22 protein-coding genes and 1 pseudogene are annotated in these 24646 nt (G+C 60.9%); 11 read left to right on the top strand and 12 right to left on the bottom strand.

Annotation, left to right across the window (positions count from 1 at the left end; genetic code table 11):
- The first annotated feature begins 298 nt into the window (after positions 1 to 298).
- Both AB8B33_RS09205 and AB8B33_RS09200 read left to right on the top strand, forming a co-directional pair.
- Complete coding sequence (locus tag AB8B33_RS09205) at positions 299 to 670, top strand: Hpt domain-containing protein (protein ID WP_439015113.1); 372 nt, start codon at positions 299 to 301, stop codon at positions 668 to 670.
- A 309-nt stretch (positions 671 to 979) separates the two neighbouring features.
- On the top strand, positions 980 to 1300 hold the full coding sequence (locus tag AB8B33_RS09200) for a 2Fe-2S iron-sulfur cluster-binding protein (protein ID WP_113325670.1): 321 nt from the start codon (positions 980 to 982) through the stop codon (positions 1298 to 1300).
- Between the two features lie 298 nt (positions 1301 to 1598).
- On the opposite strand, the gene AB8B33_RS09195 is transcribed toward AB8B33_RS09200, so the two are convergent.
- Positions 1599 to 2228 carry a DUF922 domain-containing protein gene (locus tag AB8B33_RS09195; RefSeq protein WP_113325669.1) on the bottom strand — a complete coding sequence of 210 codons (630 nt, stop codon included), beginning with the start codon at positions 2226 to 2228 and terminating at the stop codon, positions 1599 to 1601.
- Positions 2229 to 2330: 102 nt separating this feature from the next.
- Here AB8B33_RS09195 and folP point away from each other — a divergent pair, with 102 nt between their 5' ends.
- From folP to folK, 3 genes are all read left to right on the top strand, one after another.
- Entirely contained in the window at positions 2331 to 3224 is an 894-nt protein-coding gene (gene folP, locus AB8B33_RS09190; protein ID WP_439015112.1) for a dihydropteroate synthase, read from the top strand.
- A gap of 75 nt (positions 3225 to 3299) precedes the next feature.
- Positions 3300 to 3668 (top strand): dihydroneopterin aldolase, encoded by a 369-nt coding sequence (gene folB / locus AB8B33_RS09185; protein ID WP_113325672.1) that lies wholly within the window; start codon positions 3300 to 3302, stop codon positions 3666 to 3668.
- Complete coding sequence (gene folK / locus AB8B33_RS09180) at positions 3649 to 4176, top strand: 2-amino-4-hydroxy-6-hydroxymethyldihydropteridine diphosphokinase (protein WP_113325667.1); 528 nt, start codon at positions 3649 to 3651, stop codon at positions 4174 to 4176. The genes folB and folK overlap by 20 nt, the downstream gene beginning before the upstream one ends.
- A gap of 58 nt (positions 4177 to 4234) precedes the next feature.
- Here folK and AB8B33_RS09175 read toward each other — a convergent pair whose 3' ends face one another.
- The 6 genes and pseudogenes from AB8B33_RS09175 to AB8B33_RS09150 all read right to left on the bottom strand — a co-directional run bounded on the left by AB8B33_RS09175 (position 4235) and on the right by AB8B33_RS09150 (position 9321).
- Positions 4235 to 4810: a cysteine hydrolase family protein gene (locus AB8B33_RS09175; RefSeq protein WP_439015111.1), complete on the bottom strand. Its 576-nt coding sequence runs from the start codon at positions 4808 to 4810 to the stop codon at positions 4235 to 4237.
- A gap of 21 nt (positions 4811 to 4831) precedes the next feature.
- A pseudogene (locus AB8B33_RS09170) lies at positions 4832 to 5050 on the bottom strand (hypothetical protein); the annotation flags it as partial.
- Between the two features lie 389 nt (positions 5051 to 5439).
- Entirely contained in the window at positions 5440 to 5991 is a 552-nt protein-coding gene (locus tag AB8B33_RS09165; protein ID WP_037102691.1) for a hypothetical protein, read from the bottom strand.
- A 211-nt stretch (positions 5992 to 6202) separates the two neighbouring features.
- A complete protein-coding gene (locus AB8B33_RS09160; protein WP_439015110.1) occupies positions 6203 to 7282 on the bottom strand; it encodes a YcjF family protein in 1080 nt (359 codons plus the stop codon).
- Entirely contained in the window at positions 7279 to 8754 is a 1476-nt protein-coding gene (locus AB8B33_RS09155; protein WP_439015109.1) for a YcjX family protein, read from the bottom strand. The genes AB8B33_RS09160 and AB8B33_RS09155 overlap by 4 nt, the downstream gene beginning before the upstream one ends.
- A gap of 72 nt (positions 8755 to 8826) precedes the next feature.
- Entirely contained in the window at positions 8827 to 9321 is a 495-nt protein-coding gene (locus AB8B33_RS09150) for a SixA phosphatase family protein (RefSeq protein WP_439015108.1), read from the bottom strand.
- Positions 9322 to 9598: 277 nt separating this feature from the next.
- Here AB8B33_RS09150 and dksA point away from each other — a divergent pair, with 277 nt between their 5' ends.
- Positions 9599 to 10018: an RNA polymerase-binding protein DksA gene (gene dksA / locus AB8B33_RS09145; protein WP_007826301.1), complete on the top strand. Its 420-nt coding sequence runs from the start codon at positions 9599 to 9601 to the stop codon at positions 10016 to 10018.
- A 94-nt stretch (positions 10019 to 10112) separates the two neighbouring features.
- On the opposite strand, the gene AB8B33_RS09140 is transcribed toward dksA, so the two are convergent.
- Complete coding sequence (locus AB8B33_RS09140) at positions 10113 to 11249, bottom strand: flagellar biosynthetic protein FliO (protein WP_439015107.1); 1137 nt, start codon at positions 11247 to 11249, stop codon at positions 10113 to 10115.
- A 303-nt stretch (positions 11250 to 11552) separates the two neighbouring features.
- Here AB8B33_RS09140 and cckA point away from each other — a divergent pair, with 303 nt between their 5' ends.
- Positions 11553 to 14156 carry a cell cycle histidine kinase CckA gene (gene cckA, locus AB8B33_RS09135; RefSeq protein ID WP_310388289.1) on the top strand — a complete coding sequence of 868 codons (2604 nt, stop codon included), beginning with the start codon at positions 11553 to 11555 and terminating at the stop codon, positions 14154 to 14156.
- A 79-nt stretch (positions 14157 to 14235) separates the two neighbouring features.
- Here the strand turns inward: cckA and AB8B33_RS09130 are convergent, their stop codons facing one another.
- Positions 14236 to 15162, bottom strand: a complete 927-nt coding sequence (locus AB8B33_RS09130; RefSeq protein WP_007826295.1) for a pseudouridine-5'-phosphate glycosidase — start codon at positions 15160 to 15162, stop codon at positions 14236 to 14238.
- A 30-nt stretch (positions 15163 to 15192) separates the two neighbouring features.
- Positions 15193 to 16137 (bottom strand): carbohydrate kinase family protein, encoded by a 945-nt coding sequence (locus AB8B33_RS09125; RefSeq protein WP_310388286.1) that lies wholly within the window; start codon positions 16135 to 16137, stop codon positions 15193 to 15195.
- A 229-nt stretch (positions 16138 to 16366) separates the two neighbouring features.
- Here AB8B33_RS09125 and recA point away from each other — a divergent pair, with 229 nt between their 5' ends.
- The 3 genes from recA (at position 16367) to AB8B33_RS09110 (ending at position 21363) form a co-directional block, all read left to right on the top strand.
- Positions 16367 to 17458 carry a recombinase RecA gene (recA, locus tag AB8B33_RS09120; RefSeq protein ID WP_113322764.1) on the top strand — a complete coding sequence of 364 codons (1092 nt, stop codon included), beginning with the start codon at positions 16367 to 16369 and terminating at the stop codon, positions 17456 to 17458.
- Between the two features lie 153 nt (positions 17459 to 17611).
- Positions 17612 to 20266, top strand: a complete 2655-nt coding sequence (gene alaS, locus AB8B33_RS09115) for an alanine--tRNA ligase (protein WP_113322766.1) — start codon at positions 17612 to 17614, stop codon at positions 20264 to 20266.
- A gap of 245 nt (positions 20267 to 20511) precedes the next feature.
- The gene (locus AB8B33_RS09110) at positions 20512 to 21363 is read left to right on the top strand and encodes an AraC family transcriptional regulator (protein ID WP_439015106.1); all 852 of its coding nucleotides are present in this window, start codon (positions 20512 to 20514) and stop codon (positions 21361 to 21363) included.
- 124 nt (positions 21364 to 21487) lie between these two features.
- Here the strand turns inward: AB8B33_RS09110 and AB8B33_RS09105 are convergent, their stop codons facing one another.
- Both AB8B33_RS09105 and AB8B33_RS09100 read right to left on the bottom strand, forming a co-directional pair.
- Positions 21488 to 22117: a glutathione S-transferase family protein gene (locus AB8B33_RS09105; protein ID WP_439015105.1), complete on the bottom strand. Its 630-nt coding sequence runs from the start codon at positions 22115 to 22117 to the stop codon at positions 21488 to 21490.
- Between the two features lie 548 nt (positions 22118 to 22665).
- The gene (locus tag AB8B33_RS09100) at positions 22666 to 23877 is read right to left on the bottom strand and encodes an NADP-dependent isocitrate dehydrogenase (RefSeq protein ID WP_439015104.1); all 1212 of its coding nucleotides are present in this window, start codon (positions 23875 to 23877) and stop codon (positions 22666 to 22668) included.
- Between the two features lie 189 nt (positions 23878 to 24066).
- On the opposite strand from AB8B33_RS09100, the gene AB8B33_RS09095 reads away from it, so the two are divergent.
- On the top strand, positions 24067 to 24609 hold the full coding sequence (locus AB8B33_RS09095) for a hypothetical protein (protein WP_439015103.1): 543 nt from the start codon (positions 24067 to 24069) through the stop codon (positions 24607 to 24609).
- Positions 24610 to 24646: the final 37 nt, after the last annotated feature.

The raw sequence follows: 24646 nt of genomic DNA, 5'->3' as shown, positions 1-24646 counted from the left end.
CCATTATCCACTCTGTCGGCAAAGGCGCGCGGCATGAGCCCGCCTCAACAGTATCGTAGTGACACATCTGGGCTGCCTACACAATTAATGAACCCTTGCGTTTCCATCCCTCTTAACCCGTTGTTAACACCTTTAAATTTTGGAAGCGGCCTAAAAGCCGATATTTTAGCGATATTTAAGGGACGTTAACCATATGGTTAGATTTTCGCCCCGAATGCGCCGGAATTTAACGGGATCGCCATTCTCCGACCGCACAACAGTAGCAAGCGCGGACGATATAAGACGGGAGAATTGGCAAATGGCAGCAGTGAGTATCGCATTCGAAGCACCTGACAATTCCACGGGGCCTTCGCCCTCCAAGATCAGGCCGATCGACCTTGTTCATCTTGCGCGCCAGACGATGGGCGACAAGACGGTGGAAATCGAAGTTCTCCAGATGTTTGCGCGCCAGGCGCGCGCCTGCCTGCAGGACATTGCAAGCGGCGAGTCTGCCAGGATCGGTGCTGCGGCACACCGCCTGAAGGGAGCCGCAAGCTCAGTCGGCGCCTTCCGGGTTTCGCAATCGGCGGAAGCCGTCGAAGAGAACAATGGCGACGCGACCGCCATGGCAGCGTTGGGTGCAGCCGTCGTCGACGCCGAGAATTTCATTCTGAAACTCTGCCGCGGATAAGGCAGGACAGGTTGGGCTGACCTTGAGCCTGTATGTGCGTCCATTTTGACGCACATACAGGCTCAATTTTTTCTAAATCTACGCATCAGGCTTTCCGAAAATCGATCCCGATTTTCGGGCCGATACCGTAGGCCTTCTGTTCCATAGCGGAACGGCGGGTCTTTTTGCGACTTCCCCCGTGACGCATAGAGAATGGCGCAACCCTGGCCGATCTGCGAATCTCGGGGCGATCAGGCAATGTTGACTGACGCGCCGAATTGTCGGAAGAAAATCCGCCCATCTACTACGAAAGACCGGAACCTAATCCTGATGCCCAAACTTACCATCGTCGCCTTTGACGGAACGCGCTTCGATCTCGATGTCGATCAAGGCTCCACCGTAATGGAGAATGCGGTCCGCAATTCCGTGCCCGGCATTGAGGCCGAATGCGGCGGCGCCTGCGCCTGTGCGACCTGTCACGTCTATGTCGACGAGCAGTGGACTGAGATCGTCGGCCCGCCGGAAGCGATGGAAGAGGATATGTTGGACTTCGCCTTCGACGTGCGCCCGACCTCGCGTCTTTCCTGTCAGATCAGGATGAAGGCTGCCTTGGACGGGCTCACCGTGCACGTGCCGGAACGGCAGGCTTAACTCCCAAAACCGCAACTCTTTCCAAAAAGAGAGCCTCGCACGCCGGAGGCGGGCGAGGCGAGGCGGGCGCATTACCTACGGATGAGGGAGGAACACCCGCGGCTTCGGAACGCGCCAGGAGAACACAGTCACGAAAGCCAGCTGCCTTACTGCACTTTCGAATATAGTCATATTACCGCGTTCCGGTTGAGTCCACCAGAATGAAAAATGACCGGTAAAAGGCTGGGAGTTCCACAAGCTTCGCACAAGTTTCATTGGGCAGCTAACGTTCTTTGCTCGCATTGTGGGCAAAAAGAGCTTATCTTTCGCCGCCCTTGCCCTTGAGTCTGTTGTTGAGCAGTCGCAGCATGCGATTCTGAAAATTGACCGCCTCGACGCGATCGAATCGGGCCTGTAACTTGTCGTGCTCCTCTACCCCGCGAGCCGACACATCCGAAACGAGCTCCTGCATGGCCTCGCAATTGCGCCGCGAAGGCAGCGCCTTGAGTTCACGTTCCATGACACGCGCCTGAGTGCGGGCGATCTCGGCATGGCGCTCCTCATGGCGCCTGATATCGCTCGACAGCGCATCCCAGATCATCGACAGCTCGCGGCTCGCGCCCTTGCGGTTGCTCCAGCGCGGCATGATGATCTGTGTGTGGACGGTGACCTTGACATTGCCGACACGGCAGCGGCCATTGTCCTGGATATAAGTCGCCTCGCCGCCGAAACGGATCTTGGTGGCGCCGGGATGGCGAGCGGAGGAGCCGTTCGCCGTAGGGCCACGGCGGCTCAGCTCATCGTCCAGCTCGTCGGCCGTCTTTCCCTTAATATCGAAATAGGAATAGCTTTTCGTTGCAACGACTTCGGCAGCCGCGGGGCCGCAGAGGAAAAAGGCAATCATGGAAAAGGCGATGGGAAGGCGCATATAACGCAACGCAAGCGGCATTCTGAACTGAACCTGTGTTGAAGTTTGGCGGAGCTTGGGGCATAGCCACCGCAAGAGCAATATCGGATAGCGGCTTTTTTGGCTAGCGACGGGATTAGACTGGTGAAGCAGCTCGATAGCAGTTTCTGGCGTGTGGCCCATGGCCGCGAGATCGAGCTCAACAAGCGCTCGGTGATCATGGCGATCGTCAACGTGACGCCAGATTCCTTCTCCGACGGCGGGCGCTACGACACGGTCGACAGTGCCGTCGAGCATGCGCTGCAGGCAGTAGCAGACGGCGCCGAAATCCTCGATATCGGCGGCGAGTCGACCCGGCCGGATGCGGCCTACGTCAGCCCGGCGGAGGAACAGGCGCGCGTACTGCCCGTCATAGAGGCGCTCAGCAGACGCACGCAAGCCCTGATTTCCATCGATACGTATCGCGCGGAAACGGCGCGGCGTGCCATCAGTGCCGGCGCCCATATCGTCAACGACGTCTTCGGTCTGCAGAAGGAGCCTGAAATCGCCACGCTGTCGGCTGAAACCGGGGCGGGGCTCTGCATCATGCATACGGGCCGCGACCGGCAGAAGCTTGCCGATATCATCGATGACCAGGTCTTTTTTCTCGAGCGTTCGCTGGAGATCGCTTCCGCTGCCGGTGTCCTGCGTGACCGCATCGTGCTCGATCCCGGCTTCGGCTTTGCCAAGGAGACGCCGAAGGAAAATCTGGAACTGATGGCGCGTTTCGAAGAGCTGCACCGCTTCGGCCTGCCGCTTCTGGCCGGCACGTCGCGCAAGCGCTTCCTCGGCGCCGTCACCGGCCGGGAGCCGGCGGAGCGCGATGCGGCGACGGCGGCGACGAGCGCGCTTCTCAGGCTGCAGGGGGTGGCTGTTTTCCGGGTACACAATGTCGCAATCAACAGGGATGCGCTTGCCGTAGCCGATGCTATGCTGGCCGCTCGGAACGACGCTTCTAGAGCGTGTCACGATCCATCAGATCCGGGTGCCACGCTTTAAATCTTTGTATTTCGCATGTCGTTGTCGCAAAACCGCTACGCACTTTTGCGCGACATGCTTTAGGGGGAGGCCGTCATGAGTACCTATACGATCCTGATGCAGAACTGCGCCTTCTTCGCCCGCCACGGCGTGCATGCCGAGGAGGAATTCCTCGGTCAGCGTTTCTTCGTGGATGCCGAACTGGAGGTGGAAGCGGGCAGCGCACTGGAAAACGATTCCATCGATGAGACTGTCCACTACGGCACCGCCTTCACCATCATCGAAGAGATCGTCGTCGGCAAGCGGCGTTACCTGATCGAGGCGCTGGCGTTCGATATCGCCAAGGGTCTTTGTAATAAATTCCCGCAGATCATCAGGGCCAAGATCACGGTGCGCAAGCCGAATGCGCCGATCCCTGGCGTGCTCGATTTCGTGCAGGTGACCGTTGAGCATCGTACCCGATAATCCATTCCATCTCGCAACGCTCGGCCTCGGCGGCAATATCGGCGATCCGGTCAAGTCCATGGCATCAGCGCTTGCGGTGCTGGACGCCCATCCAGACTGCCGGGTGGCGGCTGTCTCGCGGCTTTACCGCACGCCGCCCTGGGGCAAGACCGACCAGTCCCATTTCTTCAACTCCTGCGCGGCGGTGGAAACACGGCTTGCGCCGGAAGCGCTTCTTGATCTCTGCCTGTCGATCGAGCGGGAGATGAAGCGCGAGCGCATCGAGCGCTGGGGGCCACGCACACTCGATATCGATGTGCTGACTTATGAAGGCGTCGCGCAGGATGCGCCGCGACTGGAACTGCCACATCCACGCATGACCGAGCGGGGCTTCGTGCTGATGCCGCTTGCGGATATCGCGCCCGAACTCATGGTCCGGGGCAGGGCGGTGGCCGATTGGCTAGCCGACGCCGACATTGCGGGGATCGAGATCGCGGACGAAAGCCGCGACTGGTGGCGCAAGACTTAAAGGGGGCCACCAAGCGCAGGCTGCGAAACCTGAACAGCCCCAGGAGCCCTGCCATGCGTCAGAGACCGGAAAGGAATGCGTCCGTTTCGGTAATCTCCACCTGCACCGAAAAGCGGCCGCCCAGCAATTCCAGCGTAGCGTCATGCGTTTCGTCAGCACTGCTGCAGACAGCGTCTTTCAACAGAATGACGCGATAGCCGAGATCGATTGCGCCAAGTGCTGCAGCGAGCACGCAGATATCCGTCTCGCCGCCGGTAATAACGATGGCTTCGACCTTTTCCCGCGTGAGTGTTTCATGCAGCCGCCCGTCGACCCAGGGAGAATAGGTTCGCTTGTCTAGGAAGCGGGCAGGAGGCGCGAAAGGCTTCAGATCGGCAACAATATCAATAAGTTCCGGCGGCAAGCACTCGCCGGTCATCATCGGCCATTTTTCGTAGTAGTTCCTCCACATGCCGGGCATGGCATCAGCGGTCGGCGGCGGAACGAAGCGCGTGAAAACCGTTCGCTCCGCATATCGTCCCGAGAGTTCAACGATCTGCGGCGACACCGTCGCCATCCAAGGCACATGCCATGCCGTCTGTTCAGCGAACATCCTCTGCATATCGATGCAGAGATGGATCCAGTTATCGGGCATCGGACCTGCAGCTTCAGGCATTCAGGGCGAATTGATGCTGGGCAGGAAATCCTCGACCTGCTTGCGGTCAGTTGCAGAAAGCGGCTGCACCTGCTCCTGCCAGAAGCGTTCGGCCTCCGGCGGATCCTTCTCCCACTGGCGCACAGTGGTGATGTTGTCGTCGATCTTGCAGCGGCGGTGTCCGCCAAGGCGCAGATATTCCTTGGCGAGCTTCAGGCTCCTGGTTTCTGTATCCGTGTTGGTTGCGTTCATGTCCTTCGTCTCCGTGGCTGCGCAGGGACAAGCCCTGCGGTCTACGAAGAACGGCCTGTGGCGGGAAATGATCCCATGCCATCACGAAATACTAAAATAGGGAATGCGGCAGCGCCCGAGTGGTTCTCCCATCGAGACGGCAATCAAGTCGCTCTCGCAAAGAATCGCAAAAAGAGAGTCCATCATGGCAAACCAAGGCGGTTCACACGAACAGCGTGTCAAGGCAGTCCAGCAGAGCAATAAGAACAGCCGCTGACAATCAGGACCAACATTAGAAAAGGCCCGCTTCTGCGGGCTTTTTTCGAGCGCGCTATGAGCTAAAAAACAAAAGCGGCGGAAAACCGTCGCTTCAGGAAAGTCCGTTCCGAATGAATAGCTTACTGGATTGAACCAACAGCCATTTCGTCGACCTGGCGGGTCAGCGTCAGGCCGATGACCGGAACCATCTGGCTTTCGACCTTGACCGAAACGGTGACGTTCATGGTCTTGTCGTCGCGAACGCGGGCAATCATTGCGCCGTTCAGCTTGGAGCGATTGATGCCGACGACGACGGTATCGTCGGTGACGGCGCCGGAGATGATATCGAGACCCTTGCCTTCGGCGCCATCGAGGAACTTGCCCTTGTAGGTGGAACCGGACTGCGAGATGACAGCGCTCATCGGCTGCTTGAAGACGCCGACGCGGCAGGTACCGTCGAGCTTGATACCGGCGGAGGAATCATCGGCCGGCGAACCGACGAGATTGCAGGTGAATTTCGTGCCCTTGTACTTGCCGGCGACGATTTCGCCCGGCCCCTTCCAGGTGCCGGCGACGGATTCGAAGAAGGCCTTGTCGCGGGTTGCGGCAGTGGCGTTGGAAGCGACGTCTGCCACTGGAGACAATGCCGCGGCGGCCAGGCCGCATACAAAAAGAAACTTGCGCGAGTACATGGATTTTCCTTGGCAAACACCACTCGGGAACTGGTCTGAAGTTTTGCCGGAGAATGGTTAATGCTTTCTTTCCGGGACGCTGAAATGCGTGGAAATACAGGGCTTTCGCAAGGTAAGGATTCCGAGGTTGCGCCTTTAGCGCATTGAATCCGCTTGAATTTTTTGTACCCTAAGCAAGAAGGCCTAAATATGTCGAAATTCGGCTTTTTGCTCAAGGGTTACCGTTGCGTGCCGTCATCGACGGCGTCAAGTCGCCGATGAAATCGCCGATTCCCGGCCGTTTCAGCGCCCGGAAAGTCAGCGGACGGCAGAGATCCATGGCGGCAATGCCAATCCGCGCCGTCATCAGCCCATTGATGACGCCTTCGCCGAGTCGGGCCGAAAGCTTGGAAGCGAGCCCATGGCCGAGCACCTGCTGAATAAGGCTGTCGCCGACAGCAATCGAGCCGGTCACGGCAAGGTGGGCGAGCACGTCACGCATCAATCTCAGCATGCCGAGCGTGCCGGGACGGCCGCCGTACAGTTCGGCCATGGCGCGGATCAGGCGGGCAGCCTCATAGAGCACGTAGAGTAGATCGACGATGGCGCGCGGGCTGACGGCCGTGACGATCGAGACGCGCTTGGAGGAATTGACGATCAGCGCGCGTGCCCGGCGATCCAGCGGCGCAAGCAGCTCGCGCTCAGCAAGCGCAATCAGGTGCGGAGCGTCGATGACCTCGCCTTCGGTTTCCTTCAGCGTGGCGCGGCCCTTGGCGGTTTCCGGCTTGTTGCCGAGCAGGCCCATCAGGCGGGCGACGACCGCGCGCGCCTTGGCGGGCCGCGTTTCCAGAATCGCAGCATCGGCTTCAGCCTTGATGGTCTGCACCGCGGCAAGCCGCATCATGCCCGCCGTCTCCCTGATGACGATTGCAATGACGGCGAGGATGCCGATCGCGAGAACGGAAAGCGCGGCATAACCCAGCCAGTCGGCGCGGCTGAAGAGATCGCGGATCAGCCGGTCGGTCCAGAGGCCGAAGGCGAGCGACAGCAGAATGCCGAAAGCGCCGGCGGCGATGCTGGCGAAGGAGGTGCGCCGCTTGCGCGGGGTAGCGACCGGCAACGGGCTCAGATCCTGCTCAGGATTGAGGAAGGGATCTTCCTCATCCGGCGTCAGCACCACCTCGCCTGAGAAGCTAGCGGGCTTGCGGCGCTCGGCCCGTGGCGTTTCGGGCGCCGCATTCTCCTCCTCAAAGGTGAAGGCGGCGGGGGCGCGGCGCGGCTGATTGGGCTGGTCGATCGGCGGCTTGCTCATGCGAGGCGGTCTCCGAACAGGAACTGCATGGCGCGGTCGAGGCGGATATGCGGCACGGAGAGTTTGATGCCGCCGCCGGTTTCCTCGAGCTGCGGCGGGCGGAAGCGCACGACATTGACGTCGGGCAGCTCGACCGACACGTCGCCGGCCTCGATGCGCTCGAAGAGAGATTCGGGATTTTCCGGCAGATCGCCGGGGAAGATCGCTGTCTTGCGCTCACCGTCGAAGATTTCACCGGCGATCTTTTCACCGGCCATGGGTGTTCCGACAATGACGGGCAGGTCGTGGCCGTCGCGGCGCACGGTGGCTTCCCGCGTGGCGCGCACGGAGGCAAGCGCCATGACATCGATACCGGCGCCGGCCATGCCGATACGATCGATAGCGCGATCGACGAGGCGGCGCGTCAGCCGGTCCAGCCGGTCGTGGCTTTCGTGGTGCAAATGGTCCGCCTTGGTGGCGGCGACCAGAACACGGTCGATGCGCCGGCCGAGCAGCGATGACAGGATCGAATTGCTGCCGGGGCGGAAGCAGGCGAGCACATCGGTCAACGCGCGCTCGAGATCCTGCACGGCTTCGGGGCCGCGGTTCATGGCCTGCAGCGCGTCGACCAGCACGATCTGCCGGTCGAGCCTGGCAAAATGCTCGCGGAAGAAGGGTTTGACGACGACGGACTTATAGGCTTCGTAGCGGCGCTCCATCATCGCCCAGAGCGAGCCGCGCTCCGGCTTTCCGTCCGGGGGCAGCGCAAGCGGGGCGAAGGTCAGCGCAGGCGAGCCATCGAGATCACCGGGCAGCAGGAAACGGCCGGGCGGAAGCGTGGAAAGCGAGCGTTCGTCGGCCTTGCAGGCCTTCAGATAGTCGGCAAAGCTGGTGGCGAGATCGCGGGCGACCATTTCATCGGCGGAAGCGGTGATATCCGTCGCCTTCGTCAGCGCCAGCCAGGCGCTCGACAGCTCGGCGCGGATGCCGGTTGCGGCAAGGGCGATGGTTTCCTCGCTGAAGGTGCGGAAATCCTTGCCGAGCAGCGGCAGGTCGAGCAGCCATTCGCCGGGATAATCGACGATATCGATCGACAGGCGGCCGGGCGAGAACATACGCGTCCAGGAACTGGCGCTCTGATAATCGAGCGTGATGCGCAGCTCTGAAATTGCACGGGTGGAATCCGGCCAGATCCGCTCCTTCACCAGTGCGCGGATATGATCCTCGTACTGGAAGCGCGGCACGGCATCATCTGGCTGCGGCTCCAGACGGACGGCCGACACACGACCGGACTGCACCGCTTCGAAGAGCGGCAACCGGCCGCCGTGCAGAAGATTGTGGACCAGCGAAGAAATGAAGACCGTCTTGCCGGAGCGGGAAAGGCCGGTGACGCCGAGCCGGATGGTCGGATTGACGAGACCGCTGGCGCGGTCAGCAAGATTATCCAGCGCGATCAGCGCATCGTCGGCAAAGGATGTCAGGCGTGGCGGCAAATCGGAATCCCTGATGGCACTGCCCGCAATATAGGAAGGGGCCGCTGCCTGAAAAAGAAGCGGCGCGAAAGCTCAGTTGATGACGAAATCGGTGAGACGCCATGCCGAAGTCGTAGCGACGTAGTCGATGACAGCGAGACCGGCTGTCGGGAAGCCTTTCGGCACGGAGGCTGCCATAGCCTTTTGGCCGATCAGCGCCGATAGGGCCTGCTCCATTGTCGGGTTATGGCCGACGAGCATGACGCTCCCCACATCCTGCGCATCGATGATTTCGAGATAGGTATCGACCGAGGCGTTATAGAGCGTATCCACAAAGCGCATGTCGAGCGTTTCGCCCATGGCCCGGTGCACGGCCTCGGCGGTGTCGCGACAACGAAGCGCGGTCGAACTGATCAGGATGTTCGGACGGTAGCCCTTGTCGGCGGCGCGGTCGGCGACAATCTCGGCATCGCCGAAACCCTTTTTGCTCAGCGGCCGGTCGAAATCGCGCTGTCCGGGCTCGGCCCAGGCGGCTTCGGCATGACGCAGGAGGTAGATCCGATGGGGTGGAGGCAGGAGGGCGGCCATGGGCAAATCCAGCTTCGAACGGAGCCTTTTCAGTAGCGGTTGCGATCCCGCAACGTCAACCGTCCACAGGCTTCCAAGAGCGCGAAAGGGGCATCCCGACACGGCGTTTTGAGGGCCAAGCAAAAATCGCTATTCGGAATAATGATGCGAAAATAGACTGTTAGCTCAAATTTATGACAGATTTAAAAATCTGTTTACCTGTCTTATTTGGCTTGAATCGCGGATAGCGCATGGGATATACACCCGGCCAGATGAGATGTTCTTCAGGAGAATCGCGTTGAGTGAGAAGATCGATCTTAGCAATTATGTTCCCTCGGAAGACGAGGAGTTCATGAATACGAACCAGCGCGCTTATTTCAGAGCCAAGCTGGTTGCCTGGAAAAACGATATCCTTAGAGAAGCGCGCGAAACACTCGACCACCTGGCTGAGGAAAGCGCAAACCACCCTGATCTCGCAGATCGTGCATCTTCCGAAACCGACCGGGCGATCGAACTTCGCGCCCGCGACCGTCAGAGAAAGCTGATCTCCAAGATCGACGCAGCCCTGCAGCGCATCGAGGATGGCACGTATGGCTACTGCGAGGAAACCGGCGAGCCGATCGGCCTGAAACGCCTCGACGCCCGCCCGATCGCCACGCTGTCGATCGAAGCGCAGGAACGCCACGAGCGCCGCGAAAAGGTTTACCGGGACGAATAATCACTTCCGGACCGGCAATGAAAAAGCACCGCGAGACGATCGCGGTGCTTTTTGTTTTAGTGCCCTTTGCTCTGGGGCCATAAGGCTCCAGCTTTTACTTGTCGCGATTGACACTCATTTCGCCAAAGATGCGGGCGACTTCCTTTTGAAGTGCGGCATCCGCACCCGTGATCGGCGCCATGTCGGGGTCGCGGCGTGGCATTGAGCCGGGCTGAGGAGAACCGGGCTGCGGGGCAGGGCGTGCCTGCTGCGTATTGGGTACGGGAACCACGCGCTCGGCGGCCGGATTGGCCGATATCTCACCATCGAGGATGCGTTGGAAATCGCGGCGGATGGCAGCCGATTGCAAACCGCCATCTTCCGTCGCGACTGGAGCGCCGCGCGAAACGGCGGGAATGCTCTGGGCCGGCGGAGTGGACACTTCCGGTTCGATGCGCTGCTGCGGCAACATCCGTTGGCGGGCTGCATCGAGGATATCTGCGGCGCTAGCGGCATCGGGCACGGGTTGCGGAGCGGGGCGTTCGGGCTGGCGCGGCTGAAGCTGCGACATCCGCTGCGGGCCGTCGCGCTCGGCTGTGAGCGGCGGAGCAGAGACCTGTGGCGCGGGAGCCTGCTGGCTCGACATCTGCTGTGCAGGCAACTGCTGGGCAGACATGGGTGGCGCGACTGCCGGAGCGACCGAAGGTTCGGGGCGCTGGCGAACCGGCTCTGCAGGCGGGGCGATGACCGGGACGATGACCGGAGCAGGTGCCGGTGCTGGGCTGTAGGGTTCGAAATCGGGTTCGGCGCTTGCCGCCACAGATGGTGCGACGGGGGCGGCGACCGGCCTCGGCTGCGGCGCCTCCTGCGGTTCGCGGCGCGGCTGGACGGCTGCACGCTCCTGAACGACCGGGCGTTCCTCCACCGGCTGCGGGCGGAAATCGCTTGCGGTTTCGGCTTCGGCTTCCGGCAGGATGCGGCTTTCGATGACGATGTCAGTCGGGCCGCCGATCATGACGAGATGTTCGACATTGTCGCGGCGCACGAGAACCAGGCGACGGCGGGCATCGACGGCGGCGGCATCGAGCACCTGAAGGCGCGGCTGACGGTTGCGACCACCGCGCACGAAAGGTGAGGGCGCGCGGCCGCGCAGGAACCACAGAACGGCGATGAGCAGGATGAGGGCAATGCCGACGCCACCGGCGGCAAGCAGGAAGCGGCTACCGTAAGCCCCTACAACATCATCGAACATAGGCACTCACTCCATTTCGCATTATGGCACAACAGACGACTTTTCCGCTCCTTAGGCAAGAGCCGGCGGGTCTGTCCAGTCACCGGCGAACGCGATTTCGTGTTGTGCAACTATTTGGCCGGGCGCTCGCTGCGGCACCGGCGGGATTACGGGCAAATTGGCGCGTTTGCCTGTGAATTCAAGCAGTCTGACGAAACCTGCTGTTTTTGCGGGCGCAGCAAGTTGATAAGAAGGAAAGACTGCCTGATTCCTGCTTCGTAGCGATGTTACGAGCGCGGCAGGAAGGGCTTATGCGAGGAATAGATGACGAAATCGCGTCAGGTCGACGACTATAACGCGCCGCTCGTGGATCGTGGGGGGCGTTCTGGTACGGCGATACGCATCATCCTGCTGGCGATCGTGCTGATTGCGGCGGCCGCGGCCTTCGTCTTCTTCAAGGATTCGCTCGGCAACGAGCTGGTGCTCGGCTGTCTCGGCGTTCTCGCCATGGTCGGCATCTTCTTTCTCGTCTCCTCCGTCATCGGCTTCATCGAGGTCATGCCGCAGCGCCAGTCAGACAGCCTGGCGCGCGCTTTCCTGAACGGCCATCCCGACGGGACGCTGATCACTGACGAGAAGGGCCGCATCGTTTATGCCAATGCCGCCTATGGCGCATTGACCGGCGCACGCAAGGCGACCGAGGTGCAGACACTTGAAACGCTGCTTTCGCGCCACCGCGAATCGAACGAGGCGCTCTACCGGCTGGTGAACGGGTTGCGCGAGGGCCGGGAGGGGCGCGAAGAATTCCGCCTGCTGCGGGCCGTTGGCCCCGGAAGCAACGCCGGCGCGCATTGGTATCGCCTGAAAGCGCGGCTCCTGAAGCCGGAAGAGGGCGACAGCAAGCCGCTGCAGATCTGGCAGATCATCGATATCACCGCCGAGCGTGAGGACCAGGAGCGCTTCTTCAAGGAGTTGCAGAACGCGATCGATTATCTCGACCACGCTCCGGCAGGCTTCTTCTCCGCCGGGCGCAAGGGCGAGATCTTCTATCTGAACGCCACGCTTGCGGAATGGCTGGGTCTCGATCTCACCAAATTCATGCCGGGCTCGATGAACATCGGCGATCTCGTCGCGGGTGAGGGGCTGGCGCTGATCCAGTCGGTACAGGCCGAGCCGGGGCTGAAGAAGACCGTGACGCTGGACCTCGACCTGCGCAAATCGAACGGCCAGAGCCTGCCGGTGCAGATCATCCACCGCGTCACCTCCATGCGTGACGGAGCGCCCGGCGAGAGCCGGACGATCGTGCTGACGCGTGACAAGGACAGTGAGAACGGCCAGTCGGCATCAGCAGCCGCCATGCGCTTCACGCGCTTCTTCAACAACACTCCGATGGCGATCGCTTCGGTAAATGGCGATGGCAAGATTCTGCGCACCAATGCGCCTTTCCTGAAGCTTTTCTCCAATATTGTCTCGCGTGACGATCTGGAGCGCGGCGCGCTGATGGAAACGATCGTGCAGGACAGCGACCGGCCGCAGCTTGCCGCGGCACTCGCCGCCGCCAAGGATCGCCAGGGCGACATCCCACCGATCGATTCCCGCACGCCGACCGATGACGCACGCTTCTTCCGCTTCTATGTGAACGCAGTCATCGACCAGAGTGACGAGGCGCCGGAAGAGGCGGCTATCGTCTATGCGGTGGAAGTGACCGAGCAGAAGGCGCTGGAAGCGCAGATGGCGCAGACGCAGAAGATGAATGCGGTCGGCACGCTTGCCGGCGGCATCGCGCACGATTTCAACAACGTGCTGACGGCAATCCTGCTGTCTTCCGACCATCTGCTACTGCAGGCGCGACCTGCCGATGCGAGCTTCGCCGATCTGATAGAGATCAAGCGCAATGCCAACCGCGCGGCGGTGCTCGTACGCCAGCTTCTCGCCTTTTCGCGCAAGCAGACGATGCGGCCGACGGTGTTGAACCTGACCGATGTCGTCGGCGACCTGCGCATGCTGGTCGACCGGCTGATTTCCGGTACCAACGTCAAGCTCGATGTCGAATATGGCCGCGACCTCTGGCCTGTCAAAACCGATCTTTCGCAATTCGAGCAGGTGCTGATCAATCTCTGCGTCAATGCCCGCGACGCCATGCCGGATGGCGGCACGCTGACGCTGCGCACCCGTAATCTGCCGGCAGCGGAAGTTGCCGCCTTCAACTATTCCTACATGCCGCATGAAGACATGGTGTTGATCGAGGTGACCGATACCGGCACCGGCATTGCACCCGAGATCATGGACAAGATTTTCGAGCCCTTCTTCACCACCAAGGATGTGGGCAAGGGCACAGGTCTCGGCCTTGCCATGGTATACGGCATCGTCAAGCAGTCCGGCGGCTATATCCAGCCGGAATCGGAAGTCGGCAAGGGCACGACCTTCCGCATCTTCCTGCCGCGCCATATCGTCGAACCGGCAGTCGCTGCGGAAGCGGAAGCAGCCGATCAGGCCGTTGCGACCGGTGGCGCGCAGATTGTGGAACTCGTCCAGCCGAAACAGCCGGAAGACCTGACCGGCTCAGCCGTCATCCTGCTTGTTGAGGACGAAGAAGCGGTGCGGCGCGGCGGCAAGCGCATGCTGGAGACGCGTGGCTATACGGTCCATGAGGCCGGCTCCGGCGTCGAGGCCCTCGAGATCATGGAGGAGCTCGAAGGCAAGGTGGACATCGTCGTCTCCGACGTGGTGATGCCTGAAATGGACGGACCGTCGCTGCTGCGCGAGCTGCGCAAGAACTATCCGGATCTGAAGTTCATCTTCGTGTCCGGTTACGCAGAGGATGCGTTCGCCCGCAACCTACCGCCGGAAGCGAAGTTTGGCTTCCTGCCGAAGCCGTTCTCTCTGAAGCAGCTGGCTGTGGCGGTGAAAGAGACGCTGGATAGCTGATATGATAAAGGGGCGCTTTTGCGCCCCTCAAGTCATTCCGCGAGGGATCGTTGGCGGGGCCGGCCCGCCAGATGGTGGCTTACTCGCCAAGCGCCACGGCAATCTCTGCCGCAAGCCGCGCATTGTTCTCCACCAGCGCAATATTCGTCTTCAGGCTCTGACCATCGGTCAGGTCGAAAATCGTGCTCAACAGGTAAGGTGTTACCGCCTTGCCGGTGATTTCGTCACGCTCGGCGCTATCAAGCGCACGCTCGATGTAGATTTCCATTTCCTCGCGGGCGATTTCGTCAGCTTCCGGAACCGGGTTGGCAATCAGCATGCCGCCGTCAATGCCGAGCTGTTCGCGCGTCGTCTGGAAATTGGCGATCGCCGCCGGGCTGTTCAGCGTCAGCGGGCTGCGAATGCCCGATGAGCGTGACCAGAAGGCCGGGAATTCGTCGCTTTCATAGGTCACGACCGGCACGCCGCGGGTTTCCAGCACTTCCAGCGTCTTTGGAATATCGAGGATCGCCTTGGCGCCGGCGCAGACGACGATGACGCCGGTGCGGGCTAGTTCTTCGAGGTCGGCCGAGATATCGAACGTTTCTTCAGCGCCGCGATGCACGCCGCCGATGCCGCCGGTCGCAAACACCTTGATGCCGGCACGCGCCGCCGCAATCATCGTCGCGGCAACCGTCGTCGCACCGGTGCGGCGCTCGGCGATCGAAAAGGCGATATCGGCGCGCGATACCTTCATGACATCCTTTGCCTTGGCGAGCTGCTCCAGCTCGGCGGGTTCGAGGCCGATATGCAGCGTGCCGTGGATAACGGCGATGGTGGCGGGAACCGCACCCTGATCACGGATGATCGATTCGACGCTGCGCGCCATCTCGATATTGCCGGGATAGGGCATGCCATGGGTGATGATGGTCGATTCGAGTGCCACGATCGGGGCGCCGCGCTGCTTGGCGGCGGCCACTTCCTTCGAGTAGGAGATCGGCAGCAGGGGCGAGAAGGGTTTGGTCATGATCCGTATCCGTTTATCGGTGTTGCCGCTTCATTGCAGAATTCTCGCCGCCGGGACAAGCGAAAGCATGTTGCGCAGCAGTTCGGGTGAAAGATTTTCGTTCACGGCGTGCCGCGACTGGACGGTGAGGGCGGCTGCCGCCGTGCCATGGCGAACCGCCTCTTCCAGCGGCAGGCCGAGCATGAGGGCCGAGAGCGTGCCGGCTGCCAGCGAATCTCCAGCCCCCGTGACATCGGCCACTGTCTCCGAAATCGGCGGCTGCAGGACGAGCGCACGGCCATCCTTGAAGGCGACAAGCTCGCGCTTGCCACGGGTGACGACCGCACCGGTGACGCCGATGTCAGCGAGCAGGGACGGCCATGCGTCGGCATCTTCCGGCCGCAGACCGATGAGCGCCGCAGCCTCTGCCTCGTTGAGAAAAAGGTAATCGATGTCTTCGAGGCAGGGCAGGAGGCGCACCACCTTGGCCGGCGAAATGGCAATAGCCGCCACCGGCTTGCCGAGCGCCTTTGCCCTTGCGACGATCGCGGCCGCCGTTTCCTCCGGCAGGTTGGCGTCGAAGAGAATGAAATCGGTGGCGGCAAAGGCGTCGCGCACCCAGCGGATCGACAGCCGCCGCGGTACGAAGAAGCGGTAAAGCTCCATGTCCGCCAGCGCGATGACCAGATTGCCGTCCTTCTCGATGATCGCCGTGTAGCTCGGCGTCTTGCGATCGAGGAAGACGAAGGGGCGGTCGTCTATACCCGCAAAGTCGGCCGCTTCGCTCACCATCTCGCCGATCGGGTCACCACCGCGCGGCGAAATCATCGTCACGTCGAAGCCGAGGCGCGCCAGATTGCGGGCCGCATTGAAGCCGCCGCCGCCCGGTTCCTCGAACCATGTGCCTGGATTGCTGGCGCCTGGCGCCGTCTCGCCGGCAATGCGGCCGCGGCGATCGATATGGGCGCCGCCGAGAACGAGAATCTTGCCGCTCATTTCTGCTGCTCCCAGACGAATCGAATAGCGGCAAGAACGCCGGCGTTCAGCGCAGGCGGCGCACTAAGGCGTTGCTTTGCATCGATAAAACAAAAATAGAACACAGGCCGTTTTACCTTTTTCTTTCAATTATTTGCAACCCTATTGCGAAATAAGAACAAATCAGGTACAAACTTCGCATCAGCGGCGACATTGCTTGAGCAGCGTCAATAACCTAAAGGTGGATCGAATGTCTCAGAATTCATTGCGGCTCGTAGAGGACAAATCGGTGGACAAAAGCAAGGCGCTCGAAGCGGCACTCTCACAGATCGAGCGGTCGTTCGGCAAGGGCTCGATCATGAAACTCGGCTCGAACGAGAGTATCGTCGAGATCGAAACGGTTTCTACGGGTTCGCTCAGCCTCGATATCGCGCTCGGCATCGGCGGCCTGCCGAAGGGCCGTATCATCGAAATCTACGGTCCGGAAAGTTCTGGTAAAACGACGCTCGCGCTGCAGACCATTGCCGAAGCGCAGAAGAAGGGCGGCATCTGCGCCTTCGTCGACGCCGAACACGCTCTCGATCCTGTCTATGCCCGCAAGCTCGGCGTCGATCTGCAGAACCTCCTGATCTCCCAGCCAGACACCGGCGAGCAAGCGCTTGAAATCACCGATACGCTGGTGCGCTCCGGCGCCATTGACGTCCTCGTCGTCGACTCGGTCGCCGCGCTGACGCCACGCGCCGAAATCGAAGGCGAAATGGGCGACAGCCTGCCGGGCCTGCAGGCCCGCCTGATGAGCCAGGCGCTGCGCAAGCTGACGGCTTCGATCTCCAAGTCGAACACCATGGTAATCTTCATCAACCAGATCCGCATGAAGATCGGCGTCATGTTCGGCTCACCGGAAACGACGACGGGTGGTAACGCGCTCAAGTTCTATGCCTCCGTCCGCCTCGACATCCGCCGCATCGGCCAGGTCAAGGAGCGCGAAGAGGTGATCGGCAACCAGACGCGCGTCAAGGTCGTCAAGAACAAGATGGCGCCTCCCTTCAAGCAGGTCGAATTCGACATCATGTATGGCGAAGGTGTCTCCAAGACCGGCGAACTGATCGACCTCGGCGTCAAGGCCGGCATCGTCGAGAAGTCGGGCGCCTGGTTCTCCTATAACAGCCAGCGCCTCGGCCAGGGCCGCGAAAACGCCAAGATTTTCCTGCGCGACAATCCGGATCTCGCCCGCGAGATCGAGACGGGGCTGCGCCAGAACGCCGGCCTGATTGCCGACCGCTTCCTGCAGAACGGCGGCCCTGATGCCGGCGACGACGCAGGTGATGCCGCCGACATGTAATTCGCCCTGACCGCTGAGGCAATTCAGCACCGGCCGCGTTCTCTCACGAGAATGCGGCCGGTTTTGTTTGTTTGCTGGACAGTGGCAAGGTCGAACGATAAAAGCCGATGGATTTAATTTTACCTGCCTGCTGGCAGCATCGAAGGGCATGAAATGAGCGGTGTAAACGATATCCGGTCGACCTTCCTCGACTACTTCAAGAAGAACGGCCATGAGGTCGTTCCATCGAGCCCGCTCGTGCCGCGCAATGACCCGACGCTGATGTTCACCAATGCCGGCATGGTGCAGTTCAAGAACGTTTTTACCGGCTTGGAAAAGCGTCCCTATTCGACGGCAACGACCTCGCAGAAGTGCGTACGCGCCGGCGGCAAGCATAACGATCTCGACAATGTCGGCTATACTGCACGCCACCTGACCTTCTTCGAGATGCTCGGCAACTTCTCCTTCGGCGATTATTTCAAGGAGAATGCGATCGAGTTTGCCTGGAAGCTGGTCACCGAAGGCTTCGACCTTCCGAAGAACCGCCTGCTGGTGACGGTCTATTCCGAGGACGAGGAAGCCGCGACGCTGTGGAAGAAGATCGCCGGTTTTTCCGACGACAAGATCATTCGTATCCCGACCTCTGACAATTTCTGGCAGATGGGCGATACCGGCCCCTGCGGCCCGTGCTCGGAAATCTTCATCGACCAGGGCGAGAATGTCTGGGGCGGCCCTCCCGGCTCGCCGGAAGAAGATGGCGACCGGTTCCTGGAATTCTGGAACCTCGTCTTCATGCAGTTCGAGCAGACCGAGCCCGGCGTTCGCAACCCGCTGCCGCGCCCGTCGATTGATACAGGCATGGGCCTGGAGCGCATGGCTGCCGTTCTGCAGGGTGTGCAAAGCGTGTTCGACACCGACCTCTTCCGCACGCTGATCGGCACCATCGAGGATACGATGGGTGCCAAGGCAGAGGGCAGCGCCAGCCACCGCGTCATCGCCGACCATCTTCGCTCCTCGGCCTTCCTGATCGCCGATGGCGTGCTGCCATCGAATGAAGGCCGCGGCTATGTGCTGCGCCGTATCATGCGCCGCGCCATGCGCCACGCACAGCTTCTCGGCGCCAAGGAACCGCTGATGTACAAGCTGCTGCCGACGCTGGTGCAGGAGATGGGCCGCGCCTATCCGGAACTGGTGCGCGCCGAGGCGTTGATCTCCGAAACGCTGAAGCTCGAGGAAAACCGCTTCCGCAAGACGCTGGAGCGTGGCCTGTCACTTCTGTCAGACGCGACCACCGACCTTTCCAAGGGCGACATGCTGGATGGCGAGACCGCCTTCAAGCTCTACGACACCTACGGATTCCCGCTCGACCTGACGCAGGATGCGCTGCGCGCCCGCGAAATCGGCGTCGATATCTCCGGCTTCACCGATGCCATGGAGCGCCAGAAGGCCGAGGCACGTTCGCACTGGGCCGGCTCCGGTGAGAAGGCCACGGAAACCGTCTGGTTCGAGCTAAAGGAAAAACACGGCGCGACCGAATTCCTCGGTTACGACACCGAAACGGCTGAAGGCGTCGTCCAGGCGATCGTCAAGGACAGCGCCGTTGCCGACGAAGCCAAGGCCGGCGACAAGGTGCAGGTCGTCGTCAACCAGACGCCATTCTACGGCGAGTCCGGCGGCCAGATGGGCGATACGGGCGTGATCTCGTCCGACCACGGCAAGATCGAGATTTCGGATACGCAGAAGAGGGGTGAAGGCCTGTTCGTGCATCTGGGTACGGTCATTGAAGGTGTGATCAAGGCCGGTGATGCGGTCGTGCTGACGGTCGATCATGCACGTCGCTCGCGCCTGCGCGCCAACCACTCGGCAACTCATCTTCTGCATGAGGCGCTGCGTGAAGTGCTCGGCACCCACGTCGCCCAGAAGGGTTCGCTGGTCGCTCCCGAGCGCCTGCGTTTCGACGTCTCGCATCCGAAGCCGATGACGGCGGAAGAACTCAAGGTCGTCGAAGAAATGGCAAACGAGATCATTCTGCAGAATGCGCCCGTGACGACCCGCTTGATGAGCGTCGATGATGCCATCGCGGAAGGCGCCATGGCGCTGTTCGGCGAGAAGTATGGCGATGAAGTGCGTGTTGTTTCGATGGGTACGGGTCTGCATGGTGCCAAGGCCAACAGGCCCTATTCGGTCGAGCTCTGTGGCGGCACGCATGTGTCGGCGACCGGCCAGATCGGGCTCGTGCGCATCCTCGGCGAAAGCGCCGTCGGCGCCGGCGTTCGCCGTATCGAAGCGGTGACCGGTGAATCGGCGCGCGAATATCTCGCCGAACAGGACGATCGCGTGAAGACGCTTGCCGCCTCGCTGAAGGTGCAGCCGTCGGAAGTGCTGTCGCGCGTCGAGGCACTGATGGACGAGCGCCGCAAGCTCGAAAAGGAACTGGCCGATGCCAAGCGCAAGCTCGCCATGGGCGGCGGGCAGGGCGGCTCTGCCGATGCTGTGCGCGACGTCGCCGGCGTCAAGTTCCTCGGCAAGGCCGTGGCCGGCGTTGATCCGAAGGATCTCAAGGGGCTTGCCGATGACGGCAAAGCCAGCATCGGCTCCGGCGTGGTGACGCTGATCGGCGTGTCCGAAGATGGCAAGGCAAGTGCTGTCGTCGCCGTGACGCCCGATCTCGTGGATCGTTTCAGTGCCGTCGATCTGGTGCGCGTTGCCTCCGCAGCGCTCGGCGGCAAGGGTGGCGGCGGTCGTCCTGATATGGCGCAGGCCGGCGGCCCTGATGGAGCCAAGGCTGACGAGGCGCTTGAGGCTGTTGCAGCTGCGCTGGCAGGCTGAATTTCTGACATGGATTGAATGCAAAGGCGGGACATGTTCCCGCCTTTTGTTTTGGGCGAACGCCGCCTTTTACTCAACGTCATCCTCGGGCTTGTCCCGAGGATCTGCTGTGATCCGCTGTAGATCCTCGGGACAAGCCCGAGGATGACGAAAGAGCAGGCCGCTTGCGTTTCCCGGCAAGTCAGCAGGATTTGTCAAATCAGGCTATGGTTTGCTGCAGCCGATCGAATAGCACGAGGTTTGACATGGTGGGTGAAACGGCATGGGCGCTCTACGAGAACCGTCTGAGACGGGTCTCGGCCTATATCCACGATCATCTGCACGAGGATCTGGATATGGAGCGGCTGGCCGAAATCGCCTGCCTGTCGAGCTATCACTGGCACCGGATCTATCGGGCGATTTACGGCGAGACGCTGGCGGCAACCGTCAAGCGGCTGCGGCTGCATCGCGCGGCGGGCGATATCGTCCGCACGGAACTGGCGGTCGCCGAGATTGCGAAGCGATCAGGCTATCCCAATCTCCAGTCCTTCAACCGCATATTCAAATCGGTCTATGGAATGCCGCCGGCACGCTACCGGAAAGAGGGAAGCCACACGCAGTTCGAACCCTTAATCTCCGGAAAGGCGAAAGCCATGTTTGACGTAAGCCTGAAAACCATCCCGCCGCTCGAATTGGTCGGCGTTCCCCATACCGGCTCCTATATGGAGATCGGCAAGGCCTTCGAGACGCTGTTCGGTACGCTCTATGCCCGCGGGCTGGCAAAACCCGATATGCGAATGATCGGCGTCTATCTCGACGATCCCGATCTCGTGCAGCCCGAGAAGTTGCGCTCCGTCGCCTGTGTCGCGGTCGGCGAAGAGACGACCGCCAACGCACCGCTGGAGCGGCGCGTGGTGGAGGGCGGCGACTATGCCGTGCTGCATCACAAGGGGCCTTATGCCGATATGTACAAGGCCTACCAATGGCTCTACGCCCAGTGGCTGCCGGCATCCGGCCGGCAGATCCGGGATCGCGTCATGTTCGAGGAATATCTCAACAATCCGCGCGAGGTCGCGCCGACCGAGCTGCGGACGGATATCTACATGCCTCTAGCCTGATCAGCTCTTTTCTTTACGCAATTCCGCACGCAAAACCGCTGTACACTTTTGCTGGAATTGTTCTTTTTTTGTTCTTACGCAATTCCGGACGCAAAACCGCTACGCACTTTTGCTGGAATTGCTTTCAGGCCGCCTGCATGGCTTTCGCCGCTTCGTCGTCCAGCGCCGTTGCCCGCTTGTAGGCATCGCGTTCGGCGAGGCGGCCAAAATAATCGACGAAAGCCTGGCGCTTTTCGATACTGCCGAAAGCGAGACCCCAGCCGATATGCGAGCCGATATAGACGTCAGCCGCCGTGAAGCGGCTTCCGGCAATATAGGGGGAGGCGGCCGAAACCGCCTTCTCCAGCGTGCCCATGACGTCACCGAAGGAGCCGCAGCCGGCCATGCGCAGCCGCTCCTGCGGGATCTCGAAGCCGAGCGCCTTCAGCGTGACGGAAGCTTCCAGCGGCCCGGCGGCGAAGAACATCCAGCGGTAGTAATCGGCCCGCTCATCGGGCTGCGGGCCGAGCCTTGCCTGCGGAAACGTGTCCGCAAGATACGCACAGATTGCCGCGCATTCCGTCACGATCGTCTTCCCATGACGGATCGCCGGCACCTTGCCCATCGGGTTGACGGACAGATAGTCCGGGCCCTTCATCGTCCCGCCGAATGTCAGGATTTCGGTATGATATGGCACGCCGGTTTCTTCCAGCATCCACCGCGCTATCCGGCCGCGCGACATCGGGTTCGTGTAGAAGGTGATTTCCTCGGTCATCCTGCTCTCCTCTTTCCCATGCTCTTTTCGTAGCGCTGGCGCGGGAGATTTCAACCCTCGGAGAAGGGGGCGTCTTCACGGCCGCGCGAGGGATGACCTCTGTCGCCGGCGGCGCGTCAACTCCAGCAGTCCGGCCGGGAGGGCACCGCCAGCGCTGATTGTAGTGCTGGGTCTGGGTCTCAAGCAAAGCAAGATCAAGATAAAAAACAATCATATCCTGGCCCTCGCGTCGCGCGAGGAGCCTTACAAGCTGCAGAAATTCGGGGACAAAACTCTTCTTGGCCATCAGAACCTCCATGCTTAGAGCGCCGTGCGTCCATTTGGACGCACTAAGGACGCTCTAGTTTTTTGAATCTACGCATCAGGCTTTCCGAAAATCGATTCCGATTTTCGGGCCGATGCTGTAGCGAGTAGCTGAATAGGCCTTGCAACTTACGCGAAGCTTACTTTTTAAAGTAACTGCTAATTTAGAGACGGAAAGCAATTTCGCCTGACAACAAAAAACCCGGCACAAAGGCCGGGTTTTTCGATTTCTATCCGAGCAGGGCTCAGGCCATTGCGGCCTGCAGGTTCTGGTCGATCTTGTCGAGGAAAGCGGTGGTGGAGAGCCACGGCTGATCGGGGCCGATGAGCAGCGCCAGGTCCTTGGTCATGAAGCCGGCTTCGACGGTGTCGACGCAGACCTTTTCGAGCGTTGCAGCGAACTTGGCGAGTTCGGCATTGTCGTCGAGCTTGGCGCGGTGCGCGAGACCACGGGTCCAGGCGAAGATCGAAGCGATCGAGTTCGTCGAGGTTTCCTGGCCCTTCTGGTGCTGGCGGTAGTGGCGGGTAACCGTGCCGTGCGCGGCTTCGGCTTCAACCGTCTTACCATCGGGCGTCAAGAGAACGGAGGTCATCAGGCCGAGCGAGCCGAAGCCCTGGGCAACCGTGTCGGACTGGACGTCGCCGTCGTAGTTCTTGCAGGCCCAGACGTAGCCGCCGGACCACTTGAGAGCGGAAGCGACCATGTCGTCGATCAGGCGGTGTTCGTAGGTGATGCCGGCTTCCTTGAACTGATCCTTGAATTCGGTCTCGAAGACTTCTTCGAAGATGTCCTTGAAGCGGCCGTCATAGGCCTTGAGGATGGTGTTCTTGGTCGACAGGTAGACCGGCCACTTGCGCATCAGGCCGTACATCATCGAGGCGCGGGCGAATTCGCGGATCGATTCATCGAGGTTGTACATGGCCATGGCAACGCCGGCGCCCGGCGCGTTGAAGACTTCCTTCTCGATGACGGTGCCATCTTCGCCGACGAACTTGATCGTCAGCTTGCCCTTGCCGGGGAACTTGAAATCGGTTGCGCGGTACTGGTCGCCGAAAGCGTGACGGCCGACGACGATCGGCTTCGTCCAGCCCGGAACGAGGCGGGGAACGTTGCGGCAGATGATCGGCTCGCGGAAGATGACGCCGCCGAGGATGTTGCGGATCGTGCCGTTCGGGCTCTTCCACATTTCCTTGAGGTTGAATTCCTTCACGCGGGCTTCGTCCGGGGTGATGGTCGCGCACTTGATGCCGACGCCGTACTTCTTGATCGCGTTGGCGGCATCGACCGTTACCTGGTCGTTGGTGGCGTCGCGGTTTTCAACCGAAAGGTCGAAATAGTCGATGTCGAGGTCGAGATACGGATGGATCAGCTTGTCCTTGATGAGCTGCCAAATGATGCGAGTCATTTCATCGCCGTCGAGATCGGCGACGGGATTGGCGACCTTGATCTTCTTCATGTATCTGCCTCGTAAGCTTAGGAAGGGACTATGCCCCGGGTGGGTGATGTGGGTCCGGAGCGCTATAGCATTGTGAGCCGGGAACGCAAAGCAGAACGGGCAGGGACGTGACGTTTTTGCCGCCATTGCCAAGAGCGGGAAAATGGCTAACCTCCGCCACATAAGCTCCCGAGTCCCGGACATTTTGCCATGAAAAAGATCGCCGTTCTCTTCGCCGGCCTCATTGCCGCCTCGTCCGTCCTGACGGGCGTTTCGCTTGCGGCCGACGCGACCGCGCCGGTCAAGGAAATCATTGACGACACGAAGAAGAACTGGGCGAGCGATGTCAGTGACTGGATCGATATTTTCGAAGAAAGCAGGCTCGCGCGGATGTACAGCAAGGACTTCGGCGACAAATACAAGGACGCCGCCAAGAATCCGGCGGCCGACGAGGATGGCATTTCGCCCTTCGACTATGACGTAATCGTCAACGGTCAGGATGCCTGCCCGCTGCAGGACCTCTCCATCGAAAGCGGCCAGCCGACAAATGGCACGACCGAGGTGACGGTGAAGTTCAAGGCTGCGACCTGCATGGAAGGCACACCCAACAGAGACGCCTTCACGACCGTGCGTTTCGAGGTGATCGAGGAAGCGGGCAAACCCGTCATCGACGATATCATGATCCAGGGCGAAGAGGGGCAGGGGCCGATCTCGCTCAAGGAAGCCATGGTGCAAATCGCCAACGGCGAATGACCCTGATGAGGTCACCGATTGGCGACTCCGGCGAACG

The organism is Rhizobium sp. 768_B6_N1_8 (assembly GCF_051811225.1).
Taxonomy (GTDB): domain Bacteria; phylum Pseudomonadota; class Alphaproteobacteria; order Rhizobiales; family Rhizobiaceae; genus Rhizobium.
Note: the sequence above shows the minus strand (reverse complement) of the source record. Positions and strands in the feature narration are given on the sequence as shown.